At 59.3% G+C, this 15,843-nt stretch carries 18 protein-coding genes; 9 read left to right on the forward strand and 9 right to left on the reverse strand.

Annotation, left to right across the window (positions count from 1 at the left end; translation table 11 throughout):
* Window positions 1-270 precede the first annotated feature (270 nt).
* Complete coding sequence (locus ACN0Q0_RS10875) at window positions 271-1,329, forward strand: alpha/beta hydrolase family protein (RefSeq protein WP_417243418.1); 1,059 nt, start codon at window positions 271-273, stop codon at window positions 1,327-1,329.
* A gap of 61 nt (window positions 1,330-1,390) precedes the next feature.
* Here the strand turns inward: ACN0Q0_RS10875 and ACN0Q0_RS10880 are convergent, their stop codons facing one another.
* On the reverse strand, window positions 1,391-2,044 hold the full coding sequence (locus ACN0Q0_RS10880) for a DUF2161 domain-containing phosphodiesterase (RefSeq protein ID WP_417243419.1): 654 nt from the start codon (window positions 2,042-2,044) through the stop codon (window positions 1,391-1,393).
* A gap of 107 nt (window positions 2,045-2,151) precedes the next feature.
* On the opposite strand from ACN0Q0_RS10880, the gene ACN0Q0_RS10885 reads away from it, so the two are divergent.
* A complete protein-coding gene (locus tag ACN0Q0_RS10885) occupies window positions 2,152-3,072 on the forward strand; it encodes a manganese-dependent inorganic pyrophosphatase (protein ID WP_417243420.1) in 921 nt (306 codons plus the stop codon).
* Between the two features lie 67 nt (window positions 3,073-3,139).
* Window positions 3,140-3,625: a GNAT family N-acetyltransferase gene (locus tag ACN0Q0_RS10890; RefSeq protein WP_417243421.1), complete on the forward strand. Its 486-nt coding sequence runs from the start codon at window positions 3,140-3,142 to the stop codon at window positions 3,623-3,625.
* Here the strand turns inward: ACN0Q0_RS10890 and ACN0Q0_RS10895 are convergent, their stop codons facing one another.
* Window positions 3,626-4,060, reverse strand: a complete 435-nt coding sequence (locus ACN0Q0_RS10895) for a rhodanese-like domain-containing protein (protein ID WP_417243422.1) — start codon at window positions 4,058-4,060, stop codon at window positions 3,626-3,628.
* A 184-nt stretch (window positions 4,061-4,244) separates the two neighbouring features.
* On the opposite strand from ACN0Q0_RS10895, the gene ACN0Q0_RS10900 reads away from it, so the two are divergent.
* From ACN0Q0_RS10900 to ACN0Q0_RS10920, 5 genes are all read left to right on the forward strand, one after another.
* On the forward strand, window positions 4,245-5,123 hold the full coding sequence (locus ACN0Q0_RS10900; protein ID WP_417243423.1) for a TIGR01459 family HAD-type hydrolase: 879 nt from the start codon (window positions 4,245-4,247) through the stop codon (window positions 5,121-5,123).
* A 131-nt stretch (window positions 5,124-5,254) separates the two neighbouring features.
* Window positions 5,255-5,698 (forward strand): MaoC family dehydratase, encoded by a 444-nt coding sequence (locus ACN0Q0_RS10905; protein WP_417243424.1) that lies wholly within the window; start codon window positions 5,255-5,257, stop codon window positions 5,696-5,698.
* Window positions 5,699-5,728: 30 nt separating this feature from the next.
* Window positions 5,729-6,655 carry a bifunctional riboflavin kinase/FAD synthetase gene (locus ACN0Q0_RS10910; protein ID WP_417243425.1) on the forward strand — a complete coding sequence of 309 codons (927 nt, stop codon included), beginning with the start codon at window positions 5,729-5,731 and terminating at the stop codon, window positions 6,653-6,655.
* Window positions 6,652-7,110: a YcgN family cysteine cluster protein gene (locus ACN0Q0_RS10915; RefSeq protein ID WP_417243426.1), complete on the forward strand. Its 459-nt coding sequence runs from the start codon at window positions 6,652-6,654 to the stop codon at window positions 7,108-7,110. The genes ACN0Q0_RS10910 and ACN0Q0_RS10915 overlap by 4 nt, the downstream gene beginning before the upstream one ends.
* Window positions 7,111-8,139 carry a threonine aldolase family protein gene (locus ACN0Q0_RS10920; protein WP_417243427.1) on the forward strand — a complete coding sequence of 343 codons (1,029 nt, stop codon included), beginning with the start codon at window positions 7,111-7,113 and terminating at the stop codon, window positions 8,137-8,139.
* Between the two features lie 3 nt (window positions 8,140-8,142).
* Here the strand turns inward: ACN0Q0_RS10920 and ACN0Q0_RS10925 are convergent, their stop codons facing one another.
* Window positions 8,143-8,754: a 2-hydroxychromene-2-carboxylate isomerase gene (locus tag ACN0Q0_RS10925; RefSeq protein WP_417243428.1), complete on the reverse strand. Its 612-nt coding sequence runs from the start codon at window positions 8,752-8,754 to the stop codon at window positions 8,143-8,145.
* Window positions 8,755-9,022: 268 nt separating this feature from the next.
* Here ACN0Q0_RS10925 and ACN0Q0_RS10930 point away from each other — a divergent pair, with 268 nt between their 5' ends.
* Window positions 9,023-10,042, forward strand: a complete 1,020-nt coding sequence (locus ACN0Q0_RS10930; RefSeq protein WP_417243429.1) for a ribose-phosphate pyrophosphokinase — start codon at window positions 9,023-9,025, stop codon at window positions 10,040-10,042.
* An 84-nt stretch (window positions 10,043-10,126) separates the two neighbouring features.
* Here ACN0Q0_RS10930 and ACN0Q0_RS10935 read toward each other — a convergent pair whose 3' ends face one another.
* The 6 genes from ACN0Q0_RS10935 to ACN0Q0_RS10960 all read right to left on the reverse strand — a co-directional run bounded on the left by ACN0Q0_RS10935 (window position 10,127) and on the right by ACN0Q0_RS10960 (window position 15,593).
* On the reverse strand, window positions 10,127-10,474 hold the full coding sequence (locus tag ACN0Q0_RS10935) for an H-type lectin domain-containing protein (protein ID WP_417243430.1): 348 nt from the start codon (window positions 10,472-10,474) through the stop codon (window positions 10,127-10,129).
* A 129-nt stretch (window positions 10,475-10,603) separates the two neighbouring features.
* Complete coding sequence (locus ACN0Q0_RS10940; protein ID WP_417243431.1) at window positions 10,604-11,017, reverse strand: F0F1 ATP synthase subunit epsilon; 414 nt, start codon at window positions 11,015-11,017, stop codon at window positions 10,604-10,606.
* A 136-nt stretch (window positions 11,018-11,153) separates the two neighbouring features.
* A complete protein-coding gene (atpD, locus tag ACN0Q0_RS10945; RefSeq protein ID WP_417243432.1) occupies window positions 11,154-12,578 on the reverse strand; it encodes a F0F1 ATP synthase subunit beta in 1,425 nt (474 codons plus the stop codon).
* An 18-nt stretch (window positions 12,579-12,596) separates the two neighbouring features.
* Window positions 12,597-13,475 (reverse strand): F0F1 ATP synthase subunit gamma, encoded by an 879-nt coding sequence (locus ACN0Q0_RS10950; RefSeq protein WP_417243433.1) that lies wholly within the window; start codon window positions 13,473-13,475, stop codon window positions 12,597-12,599.
* A gap of 18 nt (window positions 13,476-13,493) precedes the next feature.
* Entirely contained in the window at window positions 13,494-15,032 is a 1,539-nt protein-coding gene (gene atpA, locus ACN0Q0_RS10955) for a F0F1 ATP synthase subunit alpha (protein ID WP_417243434.1), read from the reverse strand.
* On the reverse strand, window positions 15,033-15,593 hold the full coding sequence (locus ACN0Q0_RS10960) for a F0F1 ATP synthase subunit delta (RefSeq protein WP_417243435.1): 561 nt from the start codon (window positions 15,591-15,593) through the stop codon (window positions 15,033-15,035). It lies immediately after the preceding gene.
* Window positions 15,594-15,843 lie beyond the last annotated feature (250 nt).

A 15,843-nucleotide genomic window follows, 5' to 3' on the forward strand; every position in this document is an offset into this window, starting at 1 on the left:
GTAAAGTGCGATGAGGCCTGCAAACAGTTGATGCGCCCGCAGTGTCATGTCGCGGGTCACCAAGATACGGCAGACCAATAACAAGAGAAACAAGGTGGCAAACAAAGGGAGGGGAACAAACAGCATAAGCAGGGGACTTCTTCAATAATTTTGACCGTGTTTATCCTGAAACGTGTTTCAGGACGACCTCAAACGCGTTTTAGGACGATTGATCGACGCATTCACATCATTCCAAGGGCATCACCCATTTGACGAATACGGAGAAGCCCGATGTCACACCTAAAAATGATCGCGAAATCCACAACCTTTGCTGCCGTTCTTTGCCTGTCCGGATGGGTCGCATATGACGTGATGCGTCCGCCTTACGATGGGACGGCAGGTATCACCTATGGATCCGCCTATGCCCCCATTCGTGACACTGACGTTGATTTCCATATTTGGTATCCAGCAGCGCCCGGCGGCAAAAGCATTACAGTTGGCGGCAATGGCGTTTTCTATGGCACGCCGGCTGGTCGCGATGCGCCGCGACAGAATGGACAATTTCCAATGATCGTCATCTCTCATGGCTCGGGCGGCAATGCAGGGCAATTCGGCTGGATCGCGTCAGAACTGGCGCAAGCGGGATATGTTGTTGTTCTGCCCAATCACCCCGGCACCACAACCGGAAATGCGTCAGCCGAGGCCGCCGTGCGCGTTTGGGAACGCCCGGCCGATGTGTCCGCTGTTCTGGATGAAATCACCGCGAATGCGGGCGCTTACCCCTACATTGATACGGACCGGATCTCTATTCTGGGGTTCTCTGCAGGAGGATACACAGCCATGGCAACATCCGGCGCGCGCGTTGATCCCGACGCGTTGCAGGGATTCTGCGATGACAGCGACCATGACATGTCCGATTGTGCATTTCTGGCCCACTTCGGTGTTGACCTGCATGCGATCGATATGTCGCCTGCCGCACAAGACCTGCGCGACCCACGGATCAAAACAGCCGTGATTGTCGACCCCGGGATTATAGAAACCCTCACGGTGGAAAGTTTGGAGCAGATCGATATCCCCATGCTGATCATCAACTTGGGCGATGAAGATAAAATTCCCGTGGGGATTTACGCCCGCAGCGCCGCTGACGCGATCCCCAATGCAACCTATGCCATTGTGAACGATGCAACCCACTTTAGCTTTCTGGCGCGATGCAAACCAAAAGGAGCGCAGATCCTGATCGATGAGGGTGAGCTTGATCCGCTCTGTGATGACGCGGGTGGGCGTGTGCGTTCGGACATTCATGATGAGCTTACACGCCAGATTATCACCTACCTACAAGAGCACCTGTAAAACACGCCGCAGCCGTTCGCACCTAAGACGCAGACGGCTTCTGTGTCCGCAAAGACGCCCCTCACCCCCGAACACCATAAACCCCCGTCTCCACCTTCTCGAACCATCCGTAGTGGTCCATGCGCATGATGGTTGTGGCTTTCTCGACGCCTGTGGCGCGGGCCACATCCGCGCCCTTGCTCGGGCCGTTTTGCGCCAGATACTCACGGCATTTTTCCGCCGCCTGACGGTAGGCCGTGACACGTGCGCCGCGCACGCCGCCCAAATTCGGGTCACCTTCGCGGGCGTTGAACTCTTTGAACAGGCTGTCTTTGCGGGCTTTGACTTTGCGCGGGCGGAACTCGGCGGGATCGGCGTGAACCTGCACCGCCTCCACCGTTGGCCCCGCCGCAAGATCGACGGAAATCACCCCGAGGCCCAGACGTTTGGCCAGACCCACATTGGCCTTGAACGCCTTCCATCCGGCGCGGCCCGACCATCGCGGCACGGCGAGATAGACCTGATCCGTGATCCGTTGGCGCGCAACGCCCTGATGCAGCAGGATCAGCGAGAACCCGAGCTTCAACTCGACGATCACAGGCGGCTCGTCGCCGCGCCGCCCCATGACGTCCGCATCCTTGATCTCCGCCTTCACCTCATACCCGAGCCCCTCAAGAAAGGCTTTCACAGGCAGGTACAGGTCGCTCTCTTTGGGCTTTGTCGCGCGTTTTCTCATGCGGCCTTTTTAGCGCGGGAAATCCGCACGGCATAGTGGGGCGTGACAAGCCATGCTGCACTGCCTATAAGGCGGGCAAAATTGCCACCTATTATGGGACTTCTTACATGACAACGCTCGTTTTCGGCCACAAATCCCCCGACACAGACTCCACAGGTTCGCCCATCATCTGGGCATGGTACCTCAACGAGATCAAAGGCGAAAAGGCCGAGGCCGTGTTCCTGGGCGAGCCCAACACCGAAGCGGCGTTCGTATTGGAAAAATGGTCCTGCCCCAAACCGCGCATCGTCACCGAATTTGACGCGGGCCAAAAGGTTGTCATCGTTGACACCAACAACCCCGCCGAATTGCCCGCCAACATCAACGACCTCGACATCACCGCGATCATCGACCACCACAAACTTGTGGGTGGCCTTGAGACCTCTGGTCCGATCGACATCACCATCCGTCCGCTCGCCTGCACCGCGACCATTATGGTCGACCTGATGGGCGACGACGCCGACAAGATGCCCGACTGGGTCAAAGGCATGGTGTTGTCGTGCATCCTGTCCGACACGCTCGAATTCCGCTCACCGACCACAACCGACCACGACCGCGCACTGGCCGCGAAACTGGCCTCCGAACTGAACCTCGACCTGAACGCCTATGCGTCCGAAATGTTCGAGGCGAAATCCGACATCTCCGCGTTTTCCGATGCCGAACTGATCCGCATGGACAGCAAGGAATACGCCGTGGGCGACACCAAATTCCGCGTCTCCGTGCTTGAAACCACAGCGCCCAAAATCGTGCTCGACCGCAAGGACAGCATCATGGCATCCTTTGCCGACGTGGCCAAAGAGGACGGTGTGGACGAGGTGCTGTTGTTCGTCGTGGACATCCTCAAAGAGGAAGCAACCCTGTTCGTCCCCAACGACCTGGTCAAAGGCGTGGCCGAGAAAACATTCGGCGCGACCGTGGATGGCAACACCGTTGTCCTGCCCGGCATCATGTCGCGCAAAAAACAGATCATTCCGAACCTCAAAGTCTGATCGACTTTGCGGCACTGATACGGTTCAAAGGGGTGCCACGCGGCGCCCCTTTTTCGTTGGAGATCCCATGTTCAAATCCCCCGACTTCATGCGCCCGCTCAAACGCGGCGAAGAACCCGCCGTGGACGCCCTGATGGCGGCGGCATTCGGCGGCACGGCCGAGGTCGATCTCGTCGCGGCCCTGCGCAAATCCCGCGCGATTGCAGGCGAAATGGTGCTGCCGATGGACGGCGGGATTATCGGCTACGCGGCGCTGTCGCATATGGTCGCGCCAAAGGGATGGCTCGCCCTCGCTCCCGTTGCCATTCACCCCGACCATCACGGGCGCGGGTTCGGGCGGCGTTTTGTCGGCATGATCTCCCAATGGGCTGAACTATCGGGGCAAACGGTGGTGGTTCTGGGCGACCCCGCCTTTTACACCCGCTGCGGCTTCGCACCGGTTGCGGATGGTTTCACGTCGCCCTACCCGCTCGACCACACCCTGACCACCGGACCTGCAACGGCCAAGGTCAAAACGCTATCTTATCCAAAGGCATTCGGCCGGGACCTGTGACTACCGCGCGGGGACAGGCTGATAGCCCTGTTTGATCTGCTCTTTCATCCCGCCGGCGACCGACACGATGCGGTTGTCGATCATGCCCGATAACAGATCGGCGGCGCGTTGCGTGCGGTTGCCCGACCGGCAAATCAGGTAGATGTCGCGCCCATCCGCGATCTGCGGTCCGATCCTGGCCAGAAAACTGTCAGGATCGTTGAACGTCACCAGTGCGGCCCCGTCAATGACACCCGTGTCCACCCATTCGGGCGGCGTGCGGATATCAACGATCAAACCACCGCCCTGCTCCATCTCGCTCACGGTCATATACTGATGTTCAAAGGAGGCGGCATGTGCGGTGCGGCGCGGCGCATATGTCATCGCCCCGAGCACCACGACCGCCACAGCACCCGCCCCGAGGGTCAACAGCGCACGTCTGGAAAGATTGGTCATATTTCATTCCTCGAATATATCCATGACTATCTAGGCCTCCGACAGACGACACTCAAGCCACCACCGCATCAGGGGCCTGTGACGTTTCGCCATGCCACCTCATTTGCGCTTATGGCCTGCCATGTCGCTTCCCTTTCGCCGCCACGGGCGATAGCAAGGGGGCAAACGCACACGGAGCCCCCCCATGACCCAGTTGATCCAATCCCTCTGCGAGATTTCAAGCCGCTATGATGCCTTGTTCGTCGATCTGTGGGGCTGCGTCCACAATGGCGTCACCGCCTACCCCGAAGCCGTCACGGCGCTGCAAACCTACCGAAAGACGGGCGGCAAAGTGGTGCTTGTGACCAATTCGCCGCGCCCGTGGAAAGCCGTGTCCGAGCAACTTGTCGGCTTTGGCGTACCAACGGATACCTATGACGCGATTGCCACCTCGGGCGACAGCGCACGCGCCGCGATGTATCTGGGCGCCGTGGGGTCAAAGGTCTATCACATCGGATCACCGGGCGAAGACATGGTGTTTTTCGCCCCGATGGATCTGGTCGCCGATCAGGCGGTGGAGATCACCCGCGTATCGTTGCAACAGGCCGAGGGCATTGTGGTCACAGGCCCCGAGGACCCGATCGCCGACCCCGATGTCTACCGCGCCGATTTTCTCTATGCCAAACAAAAAGGCCTCAAATTGCTCTGCGCCAACCCCGATATCGTGGTGGACCGTGGCGAGGAGCGGGAATGGTGCGCCGGCGCATTGGCAGGGCTTTATACGGAAATGGGTGGCGAAAGCCTTTACTTCGGCAAACCACACCCGCCGATCTATGACCTTGCCCGTCGCCGCCTGTCAAAAATCGCGCAGGTGTCCGACGACAATATCCTGTGCATAGGCGACGGCATTGGCACCGATGTGATGGGCGGACTGGGTGAGGGGCTTGATACGCTGTTCATCACCGGCGGCCTTGCGGCGGCGGAGTTCGGCGCGGACCCCGCCAACCCTGATCCCGTGCGGCTCAAGCATTGGCTGGCGGAGCAAAACCTGTCGCCGACCGCCGCGATTTCGTTTTTGCGCTAAGCCACAAGTGGCAACCACCCCGACACAAATTTGCCAAATAGACGCAGTTTGGCAAATTTTCTTGCGCGACATATTGTTTCGCGATGAGCTTTCATCTATGCTGCACTGCAACATGGACGGGGATTCTCACAATGTTGGACAATATGCTGCGCGGAACAATCTGTATCGAAGACATCGAAATCGGCATGACCCGCTCCCTGCGCAAGGTGGTGACGGATCGCGACATTGAACTGTTTGCCGAAGTGTCCACCGACCGTAACCCCGTCCACCTTGACGATGACTACGCCCGCGACACCATTTTCGAGGGACGCATTGCCCACGGAATGCTCACGGCGGGGCTGATTTCGGCGGTCATCGGCGAACAGCTTCCCGGGCATGGCACCATCTATCTGGGCCAGACGTTGAAATTCATGGCGCCCGTCCGCCCCGGTGATACAGTTCTCGCCGAAGTCACCGTGACCGACATCATCCATGCAAAACGCCGCGTTTCCCTTGAATGTCGCTGCACCGTGGGTGATACCGTGGTGCTGAAAGGCGAAGCTACCGTGCTTGCGCCAAGTGCCAAATTCGACTGATGCGCGGGGCGATCCCCGCGAGGGAGCGCCATGCAGACCCATACCCATTGGACCGACACCCCCGCAGACGCCCGTGGCGCCTCTGCGGCGATTGGAAACTTTGACGGCGTTCACCGTGGCCACCGCCATGTGATCGACCTCGCCCGTTCGCACGGCCCGCTTGGCATCGTGACGTTCGAGCCGCATCCGCGCGAATTCTTTGCCCCCGGCGCGCCGCCATTCCGGTTGATGAACGCCAAGGCCAAGGCGAGCCGCTTGGCGAAACTGGGCGTCGAGCACCTGTTCCAACTGCCGTTTGACGCCGCGATGGTCGCCATGACACCCGAGGATTTCGCACGGCAAGTGATCGTTGAGGGGCTTGGCCTCGGCCATGTCGTTGTCGGTGCGGATTTCTGTTTCGGCAAGGGCCGCATTGGCACCGCCGCCGACCTGCAACGCTTTGGCGCTCAAATGGGGTTTGGCGTCACCATCGCCGACCTTCTGGAAACCGAAACGGGCGTTTCGTCCTCCTCTGCCATCCGCGTGGCTCTGGCCGAGGGCCGCCCGCAGGACGCCGCCGACATGCTCGGCCACTGGCACCGGATCGAGGGCATGGTGGCCCACGGCGACAAGCGGGGGCGCGATCTTGGCTTTCCCACCGCCAACATGTCCATCGACGGGCTGCACGCGCCGAAATTCGGCGTCTATGCCGTGCGTGTCGATGTCCTCACCGGACCGCACAAAGGCAGCTATCAGGGGGCGGCGTCCCTTGGCGTCAAACCCACCTTCGGGGCGAACACGCCGTGTCTCGAAAGCTTCCTGTTCGATTTCGACGGTGATCTTTATGATGAAACCCTGTCGGTGGCCTTTGTCGAGTTCCTGCGCCCCGAGGAAAAATATTCCGATCTGGGCGCCCTCATCACCCAAATGAACGCCGATTGCGATGCGGCGCGTCAGATTTTGGGCGGTCTGGAATGAGCCTACGCCCGAACTTTTGGTCCGAGGTCCCTCTGGCCAAAATGAACGCCGAGGAATGGGAAGCCCTGTGCGACGGCTGCGGCAAATGCTGTCTCAACAAGATCGAGGATGCCGACACGGGCGAGGTATTTCTGACCCGCGTGGCCTGTCGCCTGCTCGACGACCAAACCTGTCAATGCGGCCAGTACGACATTCGCAAACGCATCGTACCCGAGTGCATCGTCCTCAAACCCGAGACCATCGACAAACACGCCTACTGGATGCCACAGACCTGCGCCTACCGCCTGTTGTATCAGGGCAAGCCCCTGCCCCATTGGCACCCGCTTTTGACGGGCGACCCGCAATCGGTGCATGAGGCCGGTGTTTCGGTGCGCGGATTTACCGTGCCCGAATTCGAGGTGGACGAAGACGAGTGGGAAGACCACATTATCGAGGAACCAACAGGGGACAGTTGAATGTTTTTCGCCTCCGACAATACCTCCGCCGCCCATCCCAAAGTGATGGAGGCGCTCCAGCTTGCCAATGACGGCTACACCCCAGCCTATGGTGCCGATCCGTTCACCGAGGTGCTGACCGACCGCGTGCGCGAGATGTTTAACGCCCCCGATGCGCTCGTTTACCCGATGGCCTCGGGCACCGCGACCAATGCCGCGCTTCTGGCGGCGATGTCACCGCCGTGGGGCGTGATCTATTGCCACGAGACCGCGCATATCGAGGTGGACGAACGCGGGGCCGCGACCTTTTACGCAGGTGGCGCGAAACTGCGCGCCCTGCCCTCACCCGACAGTCGCCTTCACTGCGGAACATTAGCGACCGCCATTGCCAAAGACCGTGCGGGGCATGACATCCACGCGATGCCCCCCGCCGCCGTGTCCATCACCAACCTGACCGAATACGGCGAGGCCTATACGCCTGCGCATATCGAGGCCCTTGTGGACAGCGCCCGTTTGCCGATGCACATGGACGGGGCGCGCTTTGCCAATGCCATTGTGGCAACGGGGACGACACCGTGGGAAATGACCCGCGAAATGTCGACGCTCTCACTGGGAGGGACCAAAAACGGCGCCATGACCGCCGAACTGGCCATCCTGTTCGACCCAGATCTCAAAGACGCCTTTGAAAGCCACCGGATGCGCGGCGGCCACAACCTCTCCAAAGCGCGGTTCATCTCGGCACAGATGCTCGCGTGGCTTGAGGATGATCTATGGCTTGAACTGGCCACCCACGCCAATGCCATGGCCGCACGTCTCGCCGACGGGTTAGAGGAGCGCGGGGCGCAGATGGACTACGCCGTGGACGGCAACATGGTCTTTGCGCGGATGCCGCTTGATCTGCACCGCCAAGCGTGGGCCGCGGGCGCGGTCTATCACCCGTGGGAAGACGTCACGGGGCTGTCACCAGACACCCCCGTTCTGGCGCGTCTGGTGACAAGTTGGTCCACGACGGGGGACGACGTCGACGCCCTGCTTGCCGCACTGGACTAGGCGCTACAGCGTGCCGAGATAGGTGTCCAACTGGTCGAGGCGATCCTGACCCCAGAACCGCTCGTCCGTGTCGGTGACAATGTAGAACGGCGAGCCGAACACCCCCGCCGCCAAGGCCGCATCGGTGTTTTTGGTGTAGGTTTCCGCCCCTGCCAAAAGCCCCGACATCGACAGCATCGGATCGAACCCGCCCGCTTTGAGTGCTTCGGTGATCACCTCGTCTTGGGCGATGTCGCGGTTCTCTTCCCAAGTGGCGCGAAACAACGTGCCGATGAGGGCCGACATATCGCCCGACCCCGATGCGGCCATGGCCTCTTGCGCCGCGATAATGGCATAGGCCGCAGGGGCCGCATTGGTCGGCCAGTGCGCGGGTTGCTCGTGCATGGTCAGGCCCAAAGCATCGCGGATACGGCGCAGCTCCTGCATGCGGTAAACCTTGCGCCCCTCGGGACGGTCGGCGGGTTTGGGCGCGCCAAGGCGGTCAAACAGCACCATAATATCGAACGGTTTATAGGTGATGGTCGCGCCATGCGCGGTGGCGATACGCTCCAGTCGATCCCCTGCGAAATAGGTGAAAACGCTCAGGGGTGAAAAATAATAGTCGATATGGGCCATAGGGGCCTCCCTTCGGTGTGCGATTGCGCTCAGCCTAAGCCACCCGTGGCACCAAAGAAAGCCGCCGCGCTGTGCATTCACGCCGTCGCCACTTTGCGCACATTTTCGACACACGGCCTTGGCAATCCCCGTTCCCGACCCTCTTTAGCGCTAACACGCCGCACTCGGGGCGGACGGTGATAGACGCTTGGGCGTCGGGATGATAATCGGGGGCCGTGTCGCGAATCCGTGGCGCACTTGGCCAAACACACCTCGGGAACCGCTGCACATGCCCACCACCTCCGAACCGAAACTCATCTCCGGAAATGCCAACCGAACGCTTGCCACCAACGTGGCCCGCCGCCTGTCGATGCACCGCGGCATGTCCGTCGAGCTGTGCGACGCCCGCGTCGAACGCTTTAACGATGGCGAGATTTTCGTCGAGGTCTACGAAAACGTGCGCGGCGAGGACATGTTTATCATCCAGCCGACCTCCAACCCCGCCAACGACAACCTGATGGAACTGCTGATCATCACCGATGCGCTGCGCCGTTCAAGCGCCGGTCGCATCACCGCCGTGATCCCCTATTTCGGCTATGCCCGTCAGGACCGCCGCATGAAAGCCCGCACCCCCATTTCGGCCAAACTCGTCGCCAACATGATGGTCGAGGCCGGTATCGAGCGCGTGTTGACGATGGACCTGCACGCCACCCAGATTCAGGGGTTCTTCGACATTCCGGTCGACAACCTCTACGCCTCGCCCGTGTTTGCCCTCGACATCAAAGACCACTTCAAAGGGGCGATGGATGACATCATGGTCGTCTCCCCCGACGTAGGTGGCGTGGCCCGCGCCCGCGAATTGGCCAAACGCATTGACGCGCCGCTGTCCATCGTCGACAAGCGCCGCGAAAAGGCGGGCGAAGTGGCCGAGATGACCGTGATCGGGGATGTGGTCGGCAAGAAATGTATCATCGTCGACGACCTCATCGACACCGCCGGCACCCTGTGCAAAGCCGCCGAACACCTGATCGAGGCGGGCGCGGCCGAGGTTCACGCCTATATTTCCCACGGGGTTCTGTCCGGCCCCGCCGTCGAGCGCGTCACAAACTCCAAACTGAAATCGCTCGTCATCACCGACAGCATCGAAGCAACGCAAGCGGTCAAAGACTGTGCCAATATCCGCATCGTGCCGATGGCGCCGCTGTTTGCACAGGCGATCATCAACACATGGAACGGCACCTCGGTCTCGTCGCTGTTCGAGAACAAGACCCTCGTGCCGCTGTACGAAGGCCTCTACACCGCCGAATAACCGCGGTTAAACGCCGGTCCTGAAACGACAAAAGCGCGGGGGAATGTCCCTCGCGCTTTTTGTTTGCCCTGACCCGATGCGGGGTTAGAGGTCCCAATCATCCTCATGGCGCACCGCGCCGATGGCCATCCAGTCCGCCCGCACCCGCGCCACGCGCGTATCACCCCACGTCCGGAACACAATCACAAAGCTGTCCTCCGTCACCATTTCGGCCGAAATATCCACGCGGTGGTTGGTCGCTTGGTCGATATCAAGCATCGACAGGCTGACCTGCACCGAGGGCGCATGGGTAAAATGCTCGTCGAACTCCACCACACGGCGAATATCGCGCGGGCCGGTCCCCGTCCACATTTCACCGTCATCTTGAAAGTCGGAGAACAACAGGATCGATCCCTGTTCAATTCCCATTTGGTGCGTCTCAATTCGTTTCATTCGGAAAAAGGGCCTCAACCGTGCGTTGTATCGAATCATACTGCCATTAAAGTCTTTAAACCAAATGGAAAAAGAAAGGCCCATGACATCTCTGCCACGGGCCTCGCCTAAATCAGGATCACCAGACGGTTAACCGAGGTTGGAGTGGAACCCCATATCCTCGGCAACGTGGACGAGGTCCGCGAGGAATTTCTCGGTCGCGTGATGCTCATCGGGGTGTGCCTCTTCGTGGGCCTTTGTTGCCTGAGCAACGAGGTCCGAGACCACCGCTTGGGACATTTCACCGCGTGGCAAAGCCATTTCAGCCAGAACAGACACGCTGTCCGCAGCCACTTCGGCGAAACCGCCAACAACGATGAACTGCTCCTCGCCGTCCGCGCCCTTTACGGTGAGAACACCGGGGCGGATGGACATGATAGTGGGCGCGTGACCCGCCATTGCAGTCAGATCGCCCTCGGCACCCGGAATCTGCACCTCGGTCGCCACAACAGAAGCAAGCTTGCGTTCCGGTGAAACGAGGTCGAATTGGATCGTATCAGCCATGGATGGCCTCCTTCAAAACGTTTTGCCTAAGCGTTGCTCACAATACACGGGCCAAACCAGAGCCCGCAGATTGTCACCGCGCGCGATCCGGGATCAAACCGATATGGCCCTTTCCCGGAACGCGTGAGGTTGCGGCTTAAGCGGCTTCCGCAGCCAGTTTTTCGGCTTTGGCGAGCACTTCGTCGATGCCGCCAACCATGTAGAACGCAGCTTCGGGAAGGTGATCGTACTCACCGGCCACAACAGCTTTGAACGACTGGATCGTTTCTTCGAGGGGAACCTGTTTCCCGTCTGCGCCGGTGAACACTTTCGCCACGTCAAACGGTTGGGACAGGAAACGCTCGATTTTGCGCGCACGGGCCACGGCCAGTTTGTCGTCCTCGGACAGCTCGTCCATGCCGAGAATGGCAATGATGTCCTGAAGCGACTTATAGCGCTGGAGAACCTGCTGAACGTCGGTCGCCACTTTGTAGTGCTCTTCGCCGATGATCAGCGGATCAAGCAGACGCGAGGTGGAACCAAGAGGGTCCACAGCAGGGTAGATGCCTTTTTCCGAGATCGAACGATCGAGAACGGTCGTCGCGTCAAGGTGGGCAAACGATGTGGCCGGCGCAGGGTCGGTCAAGTCATCGGCAGGCACGTACACGGCCTGAACGGAGGTGATGGACCCGTTCTTGGTCGAGGAAATACGTTCCTGCATCGCGCCCATGTCGGTCGCGAGTGTTGGCTGATAGCCCACAGCGGACGGGATACGACCCAAGAGTGCGGACACCTCGGAACCGGCCTGTGTGAAGCGGAAGATGTTGTCCACAAAGAACAAAACGTCGGAGCCGGTGTCATCGCGGAACTGCTCGGCGAGGGTCAGACCCGTCAAGGCAATACGCATACGCGCACCGGGAGGCTCGTTCATCTGACCGTAGACCAGTGCAATTTTCGAATCGACGAGGTTGTCAGGAACGATAACGCCGGATTCGATCATCTCGTGGTAAAGGTCGTTGCCCTCACGGGTCCGCTCACCAACACCTGCGAACACGGACACACCGGAGTGCACCTTTGCGATGTTGTTGATCAGTTCCATGATGAGAACGGTTTTACCAACGCCTGCACCGCCGAAGAGGCCGATTTTGCCGCCTTTGGTGTAGGGCGCCAGAAGGTCGATAACCTTGATGCCGGTCACGAGGATTTCGGTCGCGGTCGACTGTTCTTCGAATGTGGGCGCATCGCCGTGGATCGGGCGACGTGCTTCGGTGTTCACAGGGCCTTTTTCGTCAACGGGGTCGCCGGTGACGTTCATGATACGACCAAGTGTTGCGGTGCCGACCGGAACGGAGATCTGGGATTTCAGATCGATGACGTCCTGACCACGCACGAGACCTTCGGTCGCGTCCATAGCGATGGTGCGCACGGTGTTCTCGCCGAGGTGCTGGGCAACCTCGAGCACCAGACGGTTGCCATTGTTGTCGGTTTCAAGGGCGTTGAGAATGGCGGGGAGGTCGCCGTCGAACTGAACGTCGACAACGGCGCCAATCACCTGCGTGATTTTGCCAGTAGCTTTTGCCATGTTTCGTTACTCCGATTCTTAGAGCGCTTCCGCGCCCGAGATGATTTCGATAAGCTCGTTGGTGATGACGGCCTGACGCGAACGGTTGTACTGAATGGTCAGTTGGTCGATCATATCGCCTGCGTTGCGTGTCGCGTTGTCCATTGCGGACATGCGCGAACCTTGCTCGGAGGCCGCATTTTCCAAGAGAGCCGAGAAGATCTGTGTGGCCACGCCGCGCGGCAACAGGTCGGCAAGGATGCCTTCCTCGGAGGGTTCGTAGTCGTAGACAGTTGTGCCTGCGTCTGCGCCCTCGGCCGTTTCATATGCGGCAGGGATGATCTGCTGTGCGGTCGGGGTCTGGGAGACAACGTTGACGAACTTCGCGTAGAAGATCGTTGCAACGTCGAACTCACCGGCGTCGAACCGCGCCAGAACGCCTTTGGCGACGTCCTGTGCGTTCGCATAGCTCAGGTTTTTGACTTCGGAGAAGTCCACATGAGCCACCATTTTGTCCCCGTGATCGCGTTTGAGCTGCTCACGGCCTTTTTTGCCGACGGTCAAAATCTTGACCGTCTTACCGTTTGCCTGAAGCTCGGCGATACGTGTGCGGGCCAGTTTCACAATATTGGAGTTGAAACCACCGCACAGACCACGTTCCGCTGTCATCACGACGAGCAGATGCACGTCGTCCTTGCCCGTCCCGGCGAGAAGCCGGGGCGCGCTATCGGAGCCACCGACCGAGGCGGAAAGCGCACCCAGAACCGCGTTAAAGCGTTCCGTGTAGGGGCGCGATGCCTCAGCCGATTCCTGGGCGCGGCGCAATTTTGCAGCCGCGACCATTTGCATGGCCTTCGTGATCTTGCGTGTGGATTTCACACTCGCGATCCGGTTTTTAAGATCCTTGAGGTTGGGCATTGAAGCTTTCCCCTAATCTTACGCGAAAGTCTTGGCGAATTCGTCCAGAACCGCTTTGAGCTTATCTGCTGCTTCACCTTTGATCTTGGGATCGTCTTTGGTGATCCAGGCAAGAATATCAGCGTGCTGATTGCGCAGGAACTCAAGCAGTTGAGCCTCGTAGCGGCCAACATCTTTAATACCGACCTTGTCGAGGTAACCGTTGGTGCCTGCAAAGATCACGCATACGATTTCCGCGTTGGTCAGCGGCGAATACTGGGCCTGTTTCATCAACTCGGTCAGACGGGCGCCACGGCTCAGCAACTGCTGTGTGGAGGCGTCGAGATCGGAACCGAACTGGGCAAAGGCCGCCATTTCGCGGTACTGGGCGAGCGACAGTTTCACCGGACCCGCAACCGAAGACATGGCTTTGGTTTGAGCGGAGGAGCCAACGCGCGACACCGAAAGACCGGTGTTCACAGCAGGACGGATGCCCTGATAGAACAATTCGGTTTCGAGGAAGATCTGACCGTCGGTGATCGAAATCACGTTGGTCGGAATAAACGCGGACACGTCGCCACCCTGGGTTTCGATGATCGGCAGAGCCGTCAAGGAGCCGGAGCCGTTGTCTTCGTTCAGTTTCGCGGAGCGCTCGAGAAGTCTCGAGTGAAGGTAGAACACGTCACCGGGGTATGCTTCACGTCCTGGTGGGCGGCGCAGAAGCAAGGACATCTGACGATAGGACACAGCCTGTTTGGACAGGTCATCGTAGATGATCAAGGCGTGCTTGCCGTTGTCGCGGTAGTACTCGGCCATGGCCGTCGCGGCGTAGGGCGCGAGGAACTGCATCGGCGCGGGGTCGGATGCGGTTGCGGCAACCACGGTGGTGTATTCGATCGCACCGGATTCCTCGAGCTTTTTCACAAGCTGGGCAACCGTGGAGCGTTTCTGACCGATCGCCACGTAGATGCAATAGAGCTTTTTGGACTCATCGTCACCAGCCGCGTCGTTGTAGCTTTTCTGGTTGAGGATGGCGTCGAGCGCCACGGCGGTTTTACCCGTCTGGCGGTCACCAATGATCAGCTCGCGCTGACCACGTCCGATCGGGATCATGGCGTCAACGGATTTGAGACCGGTTGCCATTGGCTCGTGAACGGATTTGCGCGGGATAATGCCCGGCGCCTTGCTGTCGGCGATGCGACGCTCGGAAGCCTTGATTTCGCCCTTGCCGTCGATCGGGTTGCCCAGACCATCAACAACGCGACCCAAAAGCGCGTCACCGGCGGGAACGTCCACGATGGAGTTCGTCCGCTTGACGGTGTCGCCCTCTTTGATGTCACGGTCGGAGCCGAAGATCACGATACCGACGTTGTCGTTTTCGAGGTTGAGCGCCATTCCGCGGATACCACCGGGGAATTCGACCATCTCACCGGCCTGCACGTTATCAAGACCGTAAACGCGCGCGATACCGTCACCGACGGAAAGAACGCGGCCAACCTCAGCAACTTCGGCATCTTTGCCAAAGTTCTTGATCTGGTCCTTCAGGATCGCAGAAATTTCTGCAGCTTGGATACCCATTTATCCGACCTCTTTCATTGCATTCTGGAGGGAGGCGAGCTTGGCGGCGATCGACGTATCGATCATCTTCGAGCCCACTTTGACGACAAGACCGCCGATGAGGGATTCATCAACAGTCGCATTAATGTTCACATCTTTTCCGAATTGCGCCGACAGCGATTTAGCCAGTTTATCTGACTGCGCCTTGGTCAACGCCTTTGCGGAAACGACATCCGCCGTAACCTCGCCGCGTTCGGCGGCGAGCATCTCTTTGAGTGCTTCTACCAGTTGCGGCAGAACAAAGAGACGGCGGTTTTGCGCCATCATGGCCAACGTATTGGACACGATTTTGGACAATTTTGCTTTTTTGGCGATGGCTGTGATCGCGTTTTCCAGATCGGCACGTGAAATCACGGGCGAGGAAACAAGATCGCGAAAATCAGCGCTGTCTTCGAGAGCCGAAGACAGGGACGACACGTCGTCCTCAAGCGCCTTAATTGCTTTGCCATCTTTGGCCAGTTCGAAAACGGCCGTTGCGTAGCGTGCGGCAATGCCGCGGGAGATCGAAGCTGGTTCGGACACGTCCACCCTTCCGATGTCTTTGGCCATTTCCCGACGCAGTATATCGCATTAGGAGCAGGCAGCTTGAACAACCCATGCAGAACGCATGGGAGGTAAAATCGGCGTGGGTGTAACAGAGGCTTATCCGCCTCGCAACCTTGTTGCGCGGGTTTAGCGCCAACACGGCCCAAGGCGCTTTTCAAGGATTTCAAAGACTTACTGAATTTGCGGTCCAAAATTGTTAAAAAATATCTAAATTTGCGGGCGCGGG

Source organism: Celeribacter sp., assembly GCF_048259695.1.
GTDB lineage: Bacteria > Pseudomonadota > Alphaproteobacteria > Rhodobacterales > Rhodobacteraceae > Celeribacter.